The sequence below is a fragment of the Helicobacter ibis genome (assembly GCF_027859255.1).
Lineage (GTDB): Bacteria > Campylobacterota > Campylobacteria > Campylobacterales > Helicobacteraceae > Helicobacter_D > Helicobacter_D ibis.
Genome location: NZ_JAQHXR010000006.1, coordinates 1 through 15,217, shown reverse-complemented (window position 1 = coordinate 15,217; position 15,217 = coordinate 1). Strand labels below are relative to the sequence as shown.

16 protein-coding genes and 2 pseudogenes are annotated in these 15,217 nt (G+C 33.4%); 12 read left to right on the top strand and 6 right to left on the bottom strand.

The window, feature by feature from the left end:
• Positions 1–153 precede the first annotated feature (153 nt).
• A complete protein-coding gene (gene cysS / locus PF021_RS07885; protein ID WP_271021944.1) occupies positions 154–1,554 on the top strand; it encodes a cysteine--tRNA ligase in 1,401 nt (466 codons plus the stop codon).
• Entirely contained in the window at positions 1,551–2,282 is a 732-nt protein-coding gene (locus tag PF021_RS07880) for a sulfite exporter TauE/SafE family protein (RefSeq protein WP_271021943.1), read from the top strand. Before cysS ends, PF021_RS07880 begins: the two co-directional genes overlap by 4 nt.
• Before the next feature lie 5 nt (positions 2,283–2,287).
• Here PF021_RS07880 and nrfD read toward each other — a convergent pair whose 3' ends face one another.
• The 4 genes and pseudogenes from nrfD to PF021_RS07860 all read right to left on the bottom strand — a co-directional run.
• On the bottom strand, positions 2,288–3,247 hold the full coding sequence (gene nrfD, locus PF021_RS07875) for an NrfD/PsrC family molybdoenzyme membrane anchor subunit (protein WP_271021942.1): 960 nt from the start codon (positions 3,245–3,247) through the stop codon (positions 2,288–2,290).
• The gene (locus tag PF021_RS07870; protein ID WP_271021941.1) at positions 3,244–3,810 is read right to left on the bottom strand and encodes a 4Fe-4S dicluster domain-containing protein; all 567 of its coding nucleotides are present in this window, start codon (positions 3,808–3,810) and stop codon (positions 3,244–3,246) included. The genes nrfD and PF021_RS07870 overlap by 4 nt, the downstream gene beginning before the upstream one ends.
• Before the next feature lie 9 nt (positions 3,811–3,819).
• A complete protein-coding gene (phsA, locus tag PF021_RS07865) occupies positions 3,820–5,865 on the bottom strand; it encodes a thiosulfate reductase PhsA (RefSeq protein WP_271021963.1) in 2,046 nt (681 codons plus the stop codon).
• A 62-nt stretch (positions 5,866–5,927) separates the two neighbouring features.
• Positions 5,928–6,116 (bottom strand): annotated as a pseudogene (locus PF021_RS07860) (twin-arginine translocation signal domain-containing protein); the annotation flags it as partial.
• 190 nt (positions 6,117–6,306) lie between these two features.
• On the opposite strand from PF021_RS07860, the gene PF021_RS07855 reads away from it, so the two are divergent.
• The 3 genes from PF021_RS07855 to PF021_RS07845 are packed head-to-tail and all read left to right on the top strand — an operon-like array spanning position 6,307 to position 8,407.
• Positions 6,307–7,341: a hypothetical protein gene (locus PF021_RS07855; protein ID WP_271021940.1), complete on the top strand. Its 1,035-nt coding sequence runs from the start codon at positions 6,307–6,309 to the stop codon at positions 7,339–7,341.
• On the top strand, positions 7,338–7,886 hold the full coding sequence (locus PF021_RS07850) for a hypothetical protein (protein WP_271021939.1): 549 nt from the start codon (positions 7,338–7,340) through the stop codon (positions 7,884–7,886). The genes PF021_RS07855 and PF021_RS07850 overlap by 4 nt, the downstream gene beginning before the upstream one ends.
• Complete coding sequence (locus tag PF021_RS07845; protein WP_271021938.1) at positions 7,883–8,407, top strand: hypothetical protein; 525 nt, start codon at positions 7,883–7,885, stop codon at positions 8,405–8,407. The genes PF021_RS07850 and PF021_RS07845 overlap by 4 nt, the downstream gene beginning before the upstream one ends.
• Here PF021_RS07845 and PF021_RS07840 read toward each other — a convergent pair.
• On the bottom strand, positions 8,404–8,601 hold the full coding sequence (locus PF021_RS07840) for a YqaE/Pmp3 family membrane protein (protein ID WP_271021937.1): 198 nt from the start codon (positions 8,599–8,601) through the stop codon (positions 8,404–8,406). The genes PF021_RS07845 and PF021_RS07840 overlap by 4 nt on opposite strands.
• A 248-nt stretch (positions 8,602–8,849) precedes the next feature.
• Here PF021_RS07840 and metE point away from each other — a divergent pair.
• From metE to ilvD, 4 genes and pseudogenes are all read left to right on the top strand, one after another.
• Positions 8,850–10,412 (top strand): annotated as a pseudogene (gene metE, locus PF021_RS07835) (5-methyltetrahydropteroyltriglutamate--homocysteine S-methyltransferase).
• Entirely contained in the window at positions 10,405–10,752 is a 348-nt protein-coding gene (locus tag PF021_RS07830; protein ID WP_271021936.1) for a hypothetical protein, read from the top strand. Before metE ends, PF021_RS07830 begins: the two are co-directional and overlap by 8 nt.
• A gap of 147 nt (positions 10,753–10,899) precedes the next feature.
• Entirely contained in the window at positions 10,900–11,316 is a 417-nt protein-coding gene (locus PF021_RS07825) for a hypothetical protein (protein WP_271021935.1), read from the top strand.
• Between the two features lie 46 nt (positions 11,317–11,362).
• Complete coding sequence (gene ilvD / locus PF021_RS07820; RefSeq protein WP_271021934.1) at positions 11,363–13,258, top strand: dihydroxy-acid dehydratase; 1,896 nt, start codon at positions 11,363–11,365, stop codon at positions 13,256–13,258.
• Positions 13,259–13,260: 2 nt separating this feature from the next.
• Here the strand turns inward: ilvD and PF021_RS08640 are convergent, their stop codons facing one another.
• Positions 13,261–13,398 carry a helix-turn-helix domain-containing protein gene (locus PF021_RS08640; protein WP_407081423.1) on the bottom strand — a complete coding sequence of 46 codons (138 nt, stop codon included), beginning with the start codon at positions 13,396–13,398 and terminating at the stop codon, positions 13,261–13,263.
• Positions 13,399–13,509: 111 nt separating this feature from the next.
• On the opposite strand from PF021_RS08640, the gene PF021_RS07810 reads away from it, so the two are divergent.
• The 3 genes from PF021_RS07810 (at position 13,510) to PF021_RS07800 (ending at position 15,133) form a co-directional block, all read left to right on the top strand.
• Positions 13,510–13,746: a hypothetical protein gene (locus tag PF021_RS07810; protein ID WP_271021933.1), complete on the top strand. Its 237-nt coding sequence runs from the start codon at positions 13,510–13,512 to the stop codon at positions 13,744–13,746.
• Between the two features lie 112 nt (positions 13,747–13,858).
• Positions 13,859–14,905 carry a hypothetical protein gene (locus tag PF021_RS07805; protein ID WP_271021932.1) on the top strand — a complete coding sequence of 349 codons (1,047 nt, stop codon included), beginning with the start codon at positions 13,859–13,861 and terminating at the stop codon, positions 14,903–14,905.
• Positions 14,906–14,908: 3 nt separating this feature from the next.
• Complete coding sequence (locus PF021_RS07800; RefSeq protein WP_271021931.1) at positions 14,909–15,133, top strand: acyl carrier protein; 225 nt, start codon at positions 14,909–14,911, stop codon at positions 15,131–15,133.
• Positions 15,134–15,217: the final 84 nt, after the last annotated feature.

Genomic DNA, 15,217 nt, shown 5'->3' with positions numbered 1-15,217 from the left:
CCTTATTTATCATGTTTTATAATAGCACAATATATATATATATATATAAATTTTTAATAATTAATATAACTTTTATTATAGATTGTTACTTTCTGTAAGGATTATTTTAAGAATCGTTTTTTGTTATAATGTATCTTTTTGTAGAGGAAAATAATGCAGTTTAAAATATATGATAGTGTCAAAAAAGAAAAGCTAGTCTTTGATCCGATAAATAAAGATGAGGTTAGAATCTATGTTTGTGGTCCAACCGTGTATGATGATTCCCACTTAGGACATGCTAGAAGTGCCATTGTTTTTGATTTGTTGCGTAGGGTTTTGTGTGAGCTAGGATATAAGGTTATATTTGCAAAAAACTTCACAGATATTGATGATAAGATAATAAACAAAGCAAATAGTAGCGGAGTTAGTATAGATGAGATAACTACAACTTATATTCAAAAATATCTTTATGAAATGGAGCTTTTAGGGGTAAAAAGAGCAGATATAGAACCAAAAGCTACCGAATCTTTAGAGAGTATTGTTGAAATGATTGAAGAATTGTTGCATAAAGGTTATGCTTATAAAACAGATAATGGAGATATATATCTATCTGTCTGTAAGGATAGAGACTATGGAACTCTAAGCGGTAGAATAGCAGAGCTAGAGGCAAAAAGCAGGATAGAATCTATCGAACAAAAAAAAGATTCTAGGGATTTTGCACTATGGAAAAGCTATAAAGGAGTAGGTGATATAGGTTATGAATCCAAACTAGGCAAGGGGAGACCCGGGTGGCATATAGAATGCTCTGCTATGATAGATAAGCATTTAGCATATAGTGGAGAATATGCTATTGATATACATGGCGGAGGTGCTGATTTACTCTTCCCTCATCATGAAAATGAAAGCTCACAAACAAGATGTGCCAAAAATCAAACACTAGCAAAATACTGGATACACAATGGCTTTGTAACGATTAATAATGAGAAGATGTCAAAATCTCTTGGGAATAGCTTTTTTATAAAAGACGCATTAGAGATTCATAATGGAGAAGTTTTAAGATTCTATCTTTTAAGCACACATTATCGTGCTTTGCTTAATTATTCTGATAGTGATTTATTAAGCTCAAAAAAGAGGCTAGATAGAATCTATAGGCTAAAAAAGAGGATTCATGGTAAGGCAAATACTCTAAAGAGTGATGATGTATTTAAACAAGAATTATTAGAATCTCTAAGTGATGATTTAAATATCTCAAGGGCTTTAAGCATTGTTGATGAGTTTGTAAGTAATGCAAATGAATTTTTAGATAAGAAGCAAAATGACAAGATTCCTTTTATTGCATCAAATTTAGAGCTAATAGCAAGATTGCTTGGAGTTGGGCTTATTGATTGCTTTTTGTATTTTCAGCTTGGTGTTAGCAAGGAAGAGAGGAAGGAGATAGAATCTCTAATTAATAAAAGAATGGAAGCAAAGAAAAACAAGGACTTTGCTTTAGCAGATTCCATAAGAGATACACTAAGTAACATGGGTATATCTATAATGGATAGCAGTGATGGCTGTGTTTGGGAGAAGCTATGAATGAACTAATTAGTGTTTTTATTATTGCACTACTTGGGAGTGCAGGGCATTGTATTGGAATGTGTGGAGGCATAGTTCTAGCATATAGCTCAAAACTAGAATCTAATAAAATTATCTATCATCTAAGCTATAACTTAGGTAGAGTTAGCATGTATGTAGCACTTGGGATTGTAGTTGGGTTTATTGGTAGTATGTTTTCTTTAAATATATTTTTTAAATCTAGCTTATTTGTTTTAGCTGGTATATGTATGATTCTTGCTGGATTATCTTTATTTGGGAAAATATCATTTTTTAAAAAGCTAGAATATAACATACAAAATACTAGATGGTATAAGTCAATATTTCAAAAATATTTACAGATTCAAAGTGTAAGTGGAATCTTTATTCTTGGTATGTTAAATGGATTGCTTCCTTGTGGTTTTGTATATGCGTTTTTATTTAAGGCAGCTAGCAGTGGAAGCATATTGAGTGGTGCTTTAATTATGCTTTCTTTTGGGCTTGGGACTATCTTTGCGTTGTTTTTGTTTGGTGTTATTTCTAGGTCTATTTTGGATAAAAATGAAATTAGAAAATTATTCTTAAATCTAGCCTCTATTGCTATTATTATTTTTGGTGTGCTTATGGTTTATAGAGGGATTATGATTTTTGGCGGAGGAAATGTAAGTCATGGTAATCATGGTATGCACATAATGGATGCTAATGCTACTAAGCCAATGCACATGCACTAGGGAGCTTAAGTCCCTAGATAAATCTGCCCTGCATAAAGAATATACATTCTTAAAGCAAATACTCCAATCATAATAGAAAGTGAGTTTAAAAGTATGAAATTAACCTTATAAGCGTGGTTTTTAAGTGCAGTTAGAGCAATTACACTAGGTACTACAACGCTAAATCCAACTACACAAATCCAAAAGATTCCCGCCCAAGTTCCACTAGTTAGCGAAGTAATAGCAGCAACTGCCTTTTCGCCTCCTTGAAAATAAAGCCCTACAAAAAGTGCAAAAAGCAATAAAGATTCAATGGGAATAACCCTTAAATCCATCGTTAAAAGGTATTTTGTAGTATCTTTTGAAACCTCTTTTTCAAAAAATATAAGCCCAAAGCAAATGCAAGCTGCAATCCCGCTTGAAAGTCCACTGGCTAAAAATAAAATAGGCAAAATCGGACTATTATAAAGTGGGAGTGTCTGAATGGCTGAGAGTAAAAATCCTGTATAAACTCCAACACCACCTGCTATGGCAAAAACCAATCTTCCAAACCATAAAGAGTTTCTCTCTAAAAAGTCTAAGAGTGCTCCAAAGTTTCTAACTATCCCTCCTAAAAAGCTCTGTTCTAGTGTGCTTCTAAATCTAATAATTGCATACGCTAAAGATAGCGGAGTGTAAAATAAAAGCAAAAGCACTCCTAAAGACATTACAGATTTTAGATTGTAGGTAATTAGAAGTTGATAGAAATTTAATGGTTTAGTTAAATCAAAAATCAAAATAATTAAACCAATAATTATACTAAAAGGAGCTAAAAGCACACCTGCTCTTACAAATGCGTCCCATGGAGCTTTTTTGTTTTTGTTCATCCACTCCACACTTAAAGCTTTCATCATCGCTCCACTACTAAGCCCTGCTAAAAATAAATAAAGTGCAATAGGCCAATGCCAAATGATTGTTGCGCTATCTGGTCCCCATATCTCATTCATAGTTTTATCCCTCCTTTTTTATTTGGCACTACAAACAATTTTGGTTTTGTGCCTAAATGTGGTTTGTTTGTAACAAAAGGTTTGTTTGCTAAATAGCTAAAAATTGGACTTAGCGGATCATCCAAATCTCCAAAGATAAGTGCATCAGTAGGACACACAGCAACACATGCTGGTTCGCCATATTGCTTTAAATGCGTATGTTTGCAAAAGTTGCATTTATCTGGCACATTTGTTTTTGGATTTACATATCTTGCATTATAAGGACAAGCCACCACGCAATAAAGACAACCCACACAAAGATTAGCATTAATATCTACAATCCCATTTTCGTCCATAAAAGAAGCATGTGTAGGACACACAGTTACACAAGGAGTGTGTTCGCACATCTCACAAGAATGCCTTACATAATTAAAATTAAGATTTGGAAACTCCCCATGAGGACCATCCATCTTGACCTTTAATCTAAAATAGCCATCAGGTATTGCATTTTCACTCCTACAAGCAATCGTGCAACCCTGACAGCCAATACATTTCTCCATATCATGTATCATTGCATATTTCATTTTTACCCCCTACACTTTTTCTATTTTGACACCAATGGTATGTACATTATTTCCCGCAACTGGAGAAATGGTGTTTTCCAATAGATGACTAGCACTCATTCCCTTGTTGTAAGCTATATCTTGCTTTTTACTTGTATGTCCAAATCCAAAATAAGCAAAAAGCGTATCTTCTCTAATACCAATTGTAGGCAATACACTTGCTATTTGGCTTCCAACCTTGCTAGTTATCTTTATTTTATCTCCCTTTTTGAGCTTTAATTTATCAGCTACTTTTTGATTAATCCACACAGCATTATCACTCATTAGCGTATTTAGCCAAGGTATATTCATTGTGTGTCCATTTGTATGCACAGCAACCTTGCCTTGAATGAAGTAAAATTCATCCTCATTTTTTAGTTTTGGATTGTTATAAGTAAGTCCGCCTCTACCACATGCTTTTTCTAGTGCTTCATCAAAAAGTTCAATCTTGCCACTTTTTGTTTTGCATTTTAAAACCTCGCTAAACTCTCTATCGCTATCTAAATTTGCCTTAGAGTTTGGATATTTTTCTACAAATTTTTTAATGCTTTCTTTATCTCTTGCAAGAAGTGGAATCCCATAGCTACTCATTCCTTTTTCTTTTAGCTTAAACATCTCATTAGGATAGTTATAGCCTTGCTTAATTCTAAAATCCTCTATATCTGTATAAGGGAATGCACTCTCATAGCCCATTTTTTTAGCAAGTTCTAAATAAATTTGCCATGATGGCTTTGTATTGCCTATAGGTTCTACTGCTTTTTGCCTTACTTCATAGCCCGGATTCTTGCCATTTTTTGCCAAAAACTGCTCATCTCTCTCCAAGTAAGTAGATTCTGGCAAGATAATATCTGCATATTGTGAAGTATCAGACACATACACATCTACACTTATAAATAAATCTAATTTCTTAAGTGCTTCTACAACTTCATTAGAATCATTAACCGTCATTACCGGATTTGAACGAGTAATAAATAGACCCTTAATTGCATAGGGTTTTTCTTCTAAAATTGCCTTAAAAACTTTAGAGTAGATTCCTCTAGTTTTAGAAATTTTACTAAATTCACCATCTTTTATATCAATCAAGTCAATTCTAGGTTCTTGTGGAATTTCTAATTTTGGTAAAATAGAACCCTTAAACTCGGGTGCCACATGCTCTCCTGCAAGCTTATTATAAAGTGCTGGAGATTTAGGGAAATACAAACCACCTTTTGTTTCAATATTGCCTAAGAGTGCATTTGCTATGGCTATTGCTCTTCTAAACTCTATTTCTTCTGGGCTAAATGTCGCTCTATGCCCGAAATCCACCATAGAATGCGGAGCATATTTTGCACATTCTCTTGTTAGCTCTCTTATTCTTTCTGCACTTATATCATATTCCTTAGCCATTGCTTCTGGTGTGTAATTTTTAACACTTTCTTTAAGTTTTTCAAAGCCTATTGTGTATTTTTCTACAAACTTTTTATCATAAAGCTCTTCAAAGATTAAAGTATGCACCATAGCCATCATAAAGGCAGTATCTCCGCCTGGACGGATAGGAATCCATTCACTTGCCTTTGATGATAGCACAGAAAATCTAGGATCAAGAGAGATCAATTTGGCACCTTTTTCTAGTGCTTGTGTTACTCCTCTTGCATAGCTTATTACCATTCCTTCATATACATTGTGTCCAAAATTTAGCATAAACTTACAATTTGAAAAATCTCTACTAATAGAGCCGTTGCCAAACACGCTTGTAAGTGCTACTGAATAGCCTGAAGGGCATGTATTTCCATGATCAAAAATATTAGGACTTCCATAAGCATAGGCAAATTGATTTAAAAAAGTTTGCTCTGGACCACTCTTAGATGCAAAGGCCACGCTTTTAGCCCCATATTTTTCTTTAATTACACTTAGTTTTTGAACTATGTAATTATAAGCTTCTTCCCATGAAATTTCTTTCCATTTTCCATCGCCCTTCTCACCTGTTCGCATAATAGGATTAACAAGTCTATTTGGATCAAAAAGCTGATTAACCCCAGAGCCCCCTCTAGCGCATATTGCACCCCTGTACTAGTAGAATAGGGATTGCCTTGAATGAAGACTTTTTGCGCCTCTTGCAAAGTATCTACTCTAGCTTCAATAGGACAGCGAGTACTGCACATTTCACAAATACTTGGGACAAATTTTGAAGAACCTTTCACTTCTCCACTAAAAGCCCCCAAAGTCCCTGGCATAAAACTTAAAACAACAGAAGTTGCACTAACACCTTTTAGGAAATCTCTCCTATTTATATCTGTTTTTATACTCAATCTATCCTCCTTTAAATTAAGTCATAACCATGATACTACTATTTTTTATTTTTTAAACATTTTTTATTTATTTTATATTATTAATATTGGGCGTAAAAATGCGATATAATCTTGTATAATCATGGGTTGCAAATTAATTATTAAGGCAAATTTTCATACCATTTCAAAGTTAAAAATTGTTGGAGTTTAGATGAATCTTTCTAAAACTATTCGTTCGTTTTTTGCCACTGTTATAGTTGGTATAGAAGTTGATAATAAGTCTTGCATTATTGCTTCTAAATTTTATAAAAATGGTAAAAATATAGACACTCAAACAAAAGAGTTTAAAACTATACCAGGAGAACTTCCAGCACAAGCAGTAAGATATGTCAAAAAGATTCGTACAAAAAATCCCTTCACATATATCTCTACTCTCTCATCATCAATAATACAAGGTGCAATTCATAACGAAAAGGAAGTGGAGTTTGAAAAATACGGTATAAATCCAAATGAAATAGTTCAAAAAAATCAAAATTCTTGGCTTGTTTATGTCTCTAAAGATGGTATTGCAGAGACAAAAAAGAGATTTTTAAAACTAGGTGCTGATTTTATTATTTCCCCATTTATGGTTTTGTATTATCTATCAAAAAATATATTTCAAGATTCTTGCAAACTTTATATTCTTTTTCAGCGTTCAAATATTACCATGATTGTTACTAATAAAAATGAAGGAGTGCTATTTGGTGGATATTATGTGCTAGATAGCGAGATAGATTCTGAACTAAAAGTAGTTGAAAATACATATAACTTTGATGATGAAGATGATTTATCTTCTGGAATCCAAGATGAATTAAGCGATGTAGATGGAATTGATTTTAGTCATAATGGTAGCGATGAAGAGTTAATTGAGGTTTTAAAGGGAGATGATTCTGATTTTGATAGTAGCGATGAATCAAGCGGGGAAGATAATAGTGGGGATGATTTAAATGATTATGCGAGAGTTACTACTGCTTCTAAGTTTATACAAACTGCCTTAAATGAATTTTATAATAATGAATTGTATAAAAGTGAATTTATAAATGATATAGTTGTCTTTAATCCTCACAATATAGAAGAAGAAACACTAAAGCAAATAGAAAATATAACCATGTTAGAAGTTAGGATTGAAGAGTGTAATATTTCTGAAGTTTTGGCAAATTTGGGCTATGAATCTTATAAATACTTTGATGAAAAGGGGCAAGTATGAAAAATTATAGCTTTACCCCACCTATTAAAAAAACAATATTCAAAAAAGTAACACGTATCTGGTGGGGATATATATTTTTGACATTATTTATATTCTTTGGATTCGTGGTAATGTTAAAGATTCAAGCGCATTTTATGATTAAGCATACTGAAGAAGCATTGAAGATTCAAAGTGTGTTGCTAAATGATATCAAAACAATACAAGAAAATCTAGCACATGAACAAGAAAAAGTGTATTTTGGTGAGTTTTTGGTAACGCAAAATAAACTATTGCAAGATAGTATAGAAAATTTATTTGATTTAATACCAGAGCAAATAACTCTAAATAAGATACAAATGGAACAATATCAGCTAACATTATATGGAACAACGCCTTCAAAGCAGATATATACATTTTTGCTTGAAGTGCCACTTAGATCTATTTTTACGCAAAGTAGGGCTGATTTTTATACTTTACCAAATGGTTGGTATAACTTTGTTTCAGTTAGTAAGCTTCAAGCAGACCAAACAAATATGACTAATACAGAGCAAAAAGAGAAGCAATGAGAGCATTTTTCGCACAGATAGATTGGATTAGGAATACATTCTTTTTTGTATTTTATTTTTTCTTGGTTGTTGGAATCTTTCTTGGAGTAGTAAAGCCACAGCTAGATTCGTTTAGAAACACGAATGCAAAATATAGAAAGGAACTATTTGTAGTAAAGCAAATAGAAGAGCAAAAAAGAGCAGAAATACAGAGGCTAGAGGAATATAAGGCTAATAATAATTCTGTATTAGGTATGTTTAATGATAAGCTAACAAAACAAGATATAGAAGATAAGCTTGCAATTTATTTTAATACTTCTGGTATTGTAGCTGATGGAGCACCGCTAATTGAGGGAAATTATTATAAACAAAGATATGTAGTTAGCGGACAACTAAAAGATATAAATACATTTAGAGAAGCATTAAATTTAACAAAACAGCTAAATGGTTTAGCAAGATTTAGTTTCCCAATACACATAGAAAGAGAGGGAGAGATGCTCACATTCTCATTTAGGCTTGATGTGTATTATCTGCCAAATTAATCTTTATTTTGTGCTTCTAAAAGCTCTTTATGTTGTTTGTCTAACTTATAACTAAAATACACAAACACCGCCCATAACGATGCTGGTAACCACCCTATTAGTGTTATTTGTAATAATAAACATAAGATTCCTTGAAATGGCTTCCCCATAAAGAAAAATGACAAAAATGGTATAAAAATACATAAAAATATCAAGTAAAACTCCAAAAATAAAATTCACAAATTTTATTTTCTCTTTTGTTGAAAGTCAAATTCACTTATACAACTATAATAATTACAATATGTATATTTAAATTATTTAATTATTTATATAGATATATCTACGATAAATTAGTAGTTATTAGTATATATTTTATTTTTAGTATTTATAAAAATATAAATACATATTGTGTTTATAAAAATATCTACTATAATCTCATTAAATTTTTTAAAAAGTATTACAAATGAGTAATATTTTAGGATTCCCACGAATCGGACAAAATAGAGAGTAAAAAAGCGTTGGAGAGCTTTTGGAATGGTAAGTGTAGTGAGGGTGAATTAGAAGAAGTCGCAAAGTCTTTAAGGGCAAAGCACTGGGAGCTACAAAAAGACTTAGATTATGTGTGTGAATGATTTTAGTTTGTATGATAATGTGCTAGATTTAGCCTGTGCACTAAATGCAAAGCCAAAGAGGTTTGAATATCTAAATGGGTTAGAAGGATACTTTGCAATGGCTAGAGGGCATAATATAGGCGTAGCATGTGAGATGACAAAATGGTTTAATACAACTACCACTATAAAGATAGAGGAGCTAATCGCACTTGAAGCACTCTTTAAAGGAGGGGTAGATTCTAAAATATAAGAATTTTTAGAAGCTAACAAGCGTATAAATATATCTCGTGCCAATTCAGATAAAACGCACAATAAAGCAATAAGAGAGCGTGTAAGTGCTTATAGTATTAATAAAAGAGAGCTACCATTTGAATCTCGCATAAAGATTTAAAAAGAAGCGTTTAATTTACCACCTTTGTCCACAACTACGATTTGTTCATTCCCACAAATACAAGAGATTCGAGCATTGCGTTTGAAGTTTAAAAAGGGAGAGATTACAGAATCTGCTTATAAAGATGGCATAAAAGAATATATAAAAGATTGTGTAAGCTTTCAAGAAGAAGTAGGTTTAGATGTGCTTGTGCATGGAGAGTCAGCGCGAAACGATATGGTGGAGTATTTTGGTAAGCAGTTAGAGGGCTTTGTATTTAGCAAAAATGCGTGGGTGCAAAGCTATGGAAGCAGATGTGTAAAGCCACCAATTATCTTTGGTGATGTAGAGCGTCTTAAGCCTATGACGCTAGAGTGGATTACATACGCACAAAGTCTAACAAAAAAGATTCTAAAAGGAATGCTAACAGGTCCTGTAACGATACTTAATTGGAGCTTTGTTAGAGATGATTTACCTAGAAGCGAGGTGTGCAGACAAATAGCCATAGCACTTGCTGATGAGATAGATGATTTACAAAATGCAGGGATAAAAATCATACAAGTTGATGAAGCAGCATTTAAAGAGGGTTATCCACTAAGAGATGAAAATATAAAAACTTATGAATCTTGGGCGTTAGAGTGCTTTAAACTTGTAACTGCCATTGCAAAAGCTAACACACAAATTCACACACATATGTGTTATAGCGAGTTTAACGACATTATTAAAACCATTGACGCACTTGAATGCAGATGTCATAAGCATTGAGACTACAAGAAGTGGAAATGAGTTATTAAAAGTCTTTAAACAAGTTGGCTACACACATGAATTAGGTTCGGGCGTATATGATATTCATAGTCCTAGAATCCCAAGCGTAGAAGAAATTGAGATTCAAATAAAAGCCTTGCTTGAAGTCTTACCACAAGAGCAGTTATGGATAAATCTAGATTGTGGGTTAAAGACGCGTAAGTGGGAAGAAGTAAAGCCAAGCTTAAAAAACATAGTAGAAGCAGTAAGAAACATAAGGCAGAGGAGGTCGTATGTCTAGCGTAGATGTGGCTTTAGAATCTATTGTAAACAAGATTCATTCCAAAGATAGGTTTTTGAGTTTAGAGATAAACCCAAGCTTAAGTGCAAAGATTGAAGAAAACACCATAAATGAGCTAAGAGAGCTTTATAACATTGATGCATTTGTGGTTACAGATTCTCCTATAGCGCGTTTTAAGCCCTCATCTATTTTTAGTTCATTAAAGTTCCAAAATGCTTTGCAAAAGCCAGTGATTTGTACACTATCTATGAGAGATAGAAACTCTTTGGTTTTGTGTGGCGATATTTTGGGGGTTAATGAACTTGGACTTAGAGCATTTTTGATACTTACTGGAGATTGATTTAAAAATACTGACTGCAAGAGTACTAAGAGTGTCTTTGAGGGTAATTCTCTAAAACTTGCTAGTATTATAGATAATCTAAATTTAGGCATAGCACTTAATGGCAAAGAATTAAAAGAAAAAGTAAAAAAGATTTATAATTTTTTTGTGATTAATTCGTATGCTAACAATAAAGATACACTTATAAACAAAATAGACAAAAAACTAAGCACACATAGCATTGATGCACTATTTACGCAGCCAGTATATTGTAGAAGAAGTGTAGAATTTTTGTTAAAGACACTAGATAGGGCAAATGATAAGCATAGCACAAATACGGCTCTTGTGCTTGGATTATTTCCAATGCTAAGCTGTAAAACAGCCATTTTTTTGCGTGATAAACTACCTGGTGTATATCCCAAACCTTTGGATAAAAAACTAGAATCTGCATCATCACAAGGCAGAAAAGAGGAGAAAAAAGTGGGTTTAGAATTATCTTTGAATCTTTTTGAGAGATTGCAAAAAGTGCATAATAAATTCCATTTAATGAGTAAGAATCCTAGTGTTTTTAAGGCATTTGTATGATTTGGGTTTTTATAATTTTGCAAACTTTTTAAATTAGGATTACATTATGCGAAGCGATATTATTAAAAAGGGTTATGAGCGGGCGCCTCATAGGAGCTTATTGCGTGCTACTGGGCTAAAAGATTCTGACTTTAACAAGCCCTTTATTGGTGTAGCAAATAGTTATATTGACATAATTCCGGGGCATTTTTTCTTAAACAAATACGCACAAATTGTAAAAGAAGAAATAAGAAAGGCTGGTGGCGTGCCTTTTGAGTTTAACACAATTGGTGTAGATGATGGCATAGCTATGGGGCATGGTGGTATGCTCTACTCACTTCCTAGTCGTGAGCTAATAGCTGACTGCATAGAATCTGTAATGAACGCACACGCATTAGATGCGATGATTTGTATTCCAAACTGCGATAAAATCGTGCCTGGAATGCTTATGGGAGCATTAAGGGTAAATGTGCCTACAATCTTTGTAAGTGGTGGTCCAATGTTAGCAGGAAAGCTAGAAGATGGCACGATACTAGATCTAAACTCTGCATTTGAGGCAGTAGGAGCGTATGCAAGTGGCAAGATTGATGAAAAAAGATTACATGAGATAGAGTGCAATGCATGTCCTGGTGGGGGGAGTTGTAGCGGTATGTTTACAGCAAACTCTATGAATACGCTATGTGAAGCCATGGGTGTGGCACTAGAGGGTAATGGCACGATACCAGCACTTACAAAAGAGAGAGAAGAGTTACTAAGAAAGGCAGCAAGAAGGATTGTGGAAATCGCTTTGAGTGAGGAAAAAAGTGAGAAATTTAGATTTAGAAACATCTTAAACAAAAAAGCTATCACAAATGCCTTTGTCGTGGATATGGCAATGGGTGGAAGCACAAATACCGTGCTTCATATGCTAGCCATTGCTAAAGAAGCTGAAGTAGAGTTTGATTTAAATAACATTAATGAAATAGCTAAAAATGTAGCCCATATCGCTAAAATTGCCCCAGCACTAAGTAGTGTGCATATGGAAGATATAAATAGAGCAGGCGGTGTATCAGCAGTAATGCACGAAGTGGCTAAGAGAAATTCGTCTCTTGTACAATCTTTGAATGATTTCAGCGGCTCGACTTCAGTCATTTGCGATAAGCAAACTCCTTTGTCTTGCCTTGAAAAACATCCAAATCTTATACAAGATACTAGAATTTCAGATAACCTCCAAGAAAATCTCCAAAATTTACACAGCCACACTGCAAATACTGGAATTTGTGGAGAGGGTTTAGAAAACAAAAGCTCCATTTTACACCTTGATGCTTTAACAATCACAGGCGAAAGCTTAGGAGAACGCATAGCAAACGCACAAATTAGCGATACTTCTATCATTCGCACTAATGAAAATGCCTACTCACAAGTTGGGGGACTAAAGATTCTATTTGGCAATCTGTGCGAACAGGGTGCTGTGCTAAAGGTAGCAGCAGTCGCTGAATCTATGAAAGAATTTGTAGGTACTGCAGTGTGCTTTAACTCCCAAGAAGAAGCAATCAAGGGAATTGCAGGAGGCAAGGTAAAGGCAGGCAATGTCGTAGTTATCCGCTATGAAGGACCAAAGGGAGGTCCAGGAATGCAAGAAATGCTAAGCCCAACAAGCCTTATTATGGGAATGGGCTTAGGAGAAAGTGTGGCATTAATCACTGATGGACGCTTTAGCGGTGCGACGCGTGGAGCATGTATCGGACACATAAGCCCAGAAGCAGCTGAAGGGGGGCTTATAGCACTCATTGAAGATGGCGATAGAATTTCTATTTCTGTTTCTAATGGAATATTAGAATTGCTTGTGGATTCTAAAGTTATAGAATCTCGCAAAGCAAAATGGAAGCCGATAAAAAAAGAGATAAAAAGTAAGTGGCTTAAACGCTACTCACTGCTTGTAAGTAATGCAGCAAATGGTGCGGTGCTAAAGACGGAACTTTAGTATTATTTTGTTTTTTGTGTTGTGATTAGTTCTTCTTCTTTTAGCTCTTTTAGGATTCGTGCAACAGCTTCTCTTGCACTTCCTATATTGTGTGCTATACATTCTTGTGTGCAAACTACGACATTATCTCTAGTATATATTTTAAAACAATCTATGAAGCCATTGCTAAAAATATAGAAAAGAATTTGGCACTCTTGATTAAAATCAAAAAATATTGATACACTTTTGCAAAATTATTGCGGAGGCAGTTTTTGAATGTTTTGATTTATGGTTTTGGTTGGACTGGTAGAGCATGTTTGCATTTGTTGGAATCTTTTGGGATTTCGTGCAAGATTATTGATGATAGTTTAAATGTTGTGCATGATAAGTTTGTAAGCTTAGATAGTGTAGATGATTTTGATTTAATTTTAATTGCAGTTAGCAATAAACAAAATGTGATAGATTCGATAAATAACAAGATTTTAGCTGCGGGGGGGGGGGGATTATAAGGTAAAAAATATCTCCCTTGATGGCTATAGAAAATCACAAGTAAAATTTTTTATAGAATATTATAAGTATAAGAACTATCTTTTAGAATCTCTTTTTAGTGATGACTTTTGCTTGAGTGGGTTTGCAGAAGTTTTTGAAAATATAAAAGTTAAACATAAGCAATTTTTAAAAGATAAGGCCAAAGATGATTATAATCGCCGTCTAGCTTTGGATAAGATAAATCCTAATTTAAGTGTATTTAGTAAGATGTATCAAGGAGCTAGTGGAAGATTATTTGATTTTGATGATGGGGATTCTGGTTCTTTTTTACTTGTTAATTATCCGGGTGTTATGCTAAATGCTTTTGGCGATACTTCTGATATGAATTTGTTTTTAAAAGAAGAAATTGACTTTGTATCTTTAAAAAATAGAAACAAGGATACTAAATTAGTCGTTCTTTTTGGGGCTTGCACTATAAGGGGAGGGCAGTGCGAAGAGGCATTTGTTGTGAAATATTTAAAAGAAATGCTAGATTCAAACTTTATAGTGCTAAATTGTGGGCTATCTGCTGTTACTTGGGAGAATTTTTTATTTTTTAATACATTTTTGTATCCTCTATTTCCTGATATTGTAGTAAATTTGTGTTTTACAGAGATTATTTTGTGTCAATATAATTGTGATGTGTGTTTGAAAACTTATCAAATACCATATAGTCCAACTTATGAGCTTAAGTTAGGGGATAGAGAAGATAGTGTGTATTCTTACTATCAAATGACAATAAGTGGTAAGCAGAATTTCAAAAATCCAAATATAAACAAAGATGATATTTTTGAAGCACTAGATATTAGGCTATTGCAGTTTTCTAATATGGTGGCTTCTTATGGTGGGAGGTTTTATGCAGTAATTCACCCATTTTTGCATTTAAAGAAATCTTGGAGCAAGGAAGAGAAGTGGGCTTATGTGTTCCATGATAAGCAAAATCCCGGAGTATATAATGGGTGTGAGGATTTACAAGAATTGGTTTATGAGTTTTTGCAAAGAAAGAGACAAATAAATATTTATAATTCAAATGATTATATAAAAGATTCTAAAGAGACACTTTTTAAAGATTGGATTCATATTAATGAATCTATGGCTAAAAAGTTAGCAGAGTATATTTTTACAATAATAAAGGAGTAAGTAATGAATGTAGTAAAGAGTCTGTTTGATAGTATTGGTAGAAGTGATTTAACAGAAGATATGGATAATTTGTTGGATAATGGACTTATAGATTCTATGGATATTATCGCATTTTTGGAGGCTGTTGAGAAGCATTATAAAAAAGACTTTGATGAGAGTTATATTGAAGTAGAATATTTTCAAAACTTCCACACTATACAAGAAATGCTTGATAGAGCTATGAAATAAAAAGAATTACAATTAATATGTAGACAAATATTATATAAAAACTAAGCCTTTCAAAGATATTTGTGGTAATAAGAAAAGACTCCT

Excerpts from the sequence above, each read along its gene's own strand:
- cysS (WP_271021944.1), top strand. The coding sequence starts at position 154 with ATGCAGTTTAAAATATATGATAGTGTCAAAAAAGAAAAGCTAGTCTTT.
- PF021_RS07880 (WP_271021943.1), top strand. The coding sequence starts at position 1,551 with ATGAATGAACTAATTAGTGTTTTTATTATTGCACTACTTGGGAGTGCA.
- nrfD (WP_271021942.1), bottom strand. The coding sequence starts at position 3,247 with ATGAATGAGATATGGGGACCAGATAGCGCAACAATCATTTGGCATTGG.
- PF021_RS07870 (WP_271021941.1), bottom strand. The coding sequence starts at position 3,810 with ATGAAATATGCAATGATACATGATATGGAGAAATGTATTGGCTGTCAG.
- PF021_RS07855 (WP_271021940.1), top strand. The coding sequence starts at position 6,307 with ATGAATCTTTCTAAAACTATTCGTTCGTTTTTTGCCACTGTTATAGTT.
- PF021_RS07850 (WP_271021939.1), top strand. The coding sequence starts at position 7,338 with ATGAAAAATTATAGCTTTACCCCACCTATTAAAAAAACAATATTCAAA.
- PF021_RS07845 (WP_271021938.1), top strand. The coding sequence starts at position 7,883 with ATGAGAGCATTTTTCGCACAGATAGATTGGATTAGGAATACATTCTTT.
- PF021_RS07830 (WP_271021936.1), top strand. The coding sequence starts at position 10,405 with ATGTCTAGCGTAGATGTGGCTTTAGAATCTATTGTAAACAAGATTCAT.
- ilvD (WP_271021934.1), top strand. The coding sequence starts at position 11,363 with ATGCGAAGCGATATTATTAAAAAGGGTTATGAGCGGGCGCCTCATAGG.
- PF021_RS07800 (WP_271021931.1), top strand. The coding sequence starts at position 14,909 with ATGAATGTAGTAAAGAGTCTGTTTGATAGTATTGGTAGAAGTGATTTA.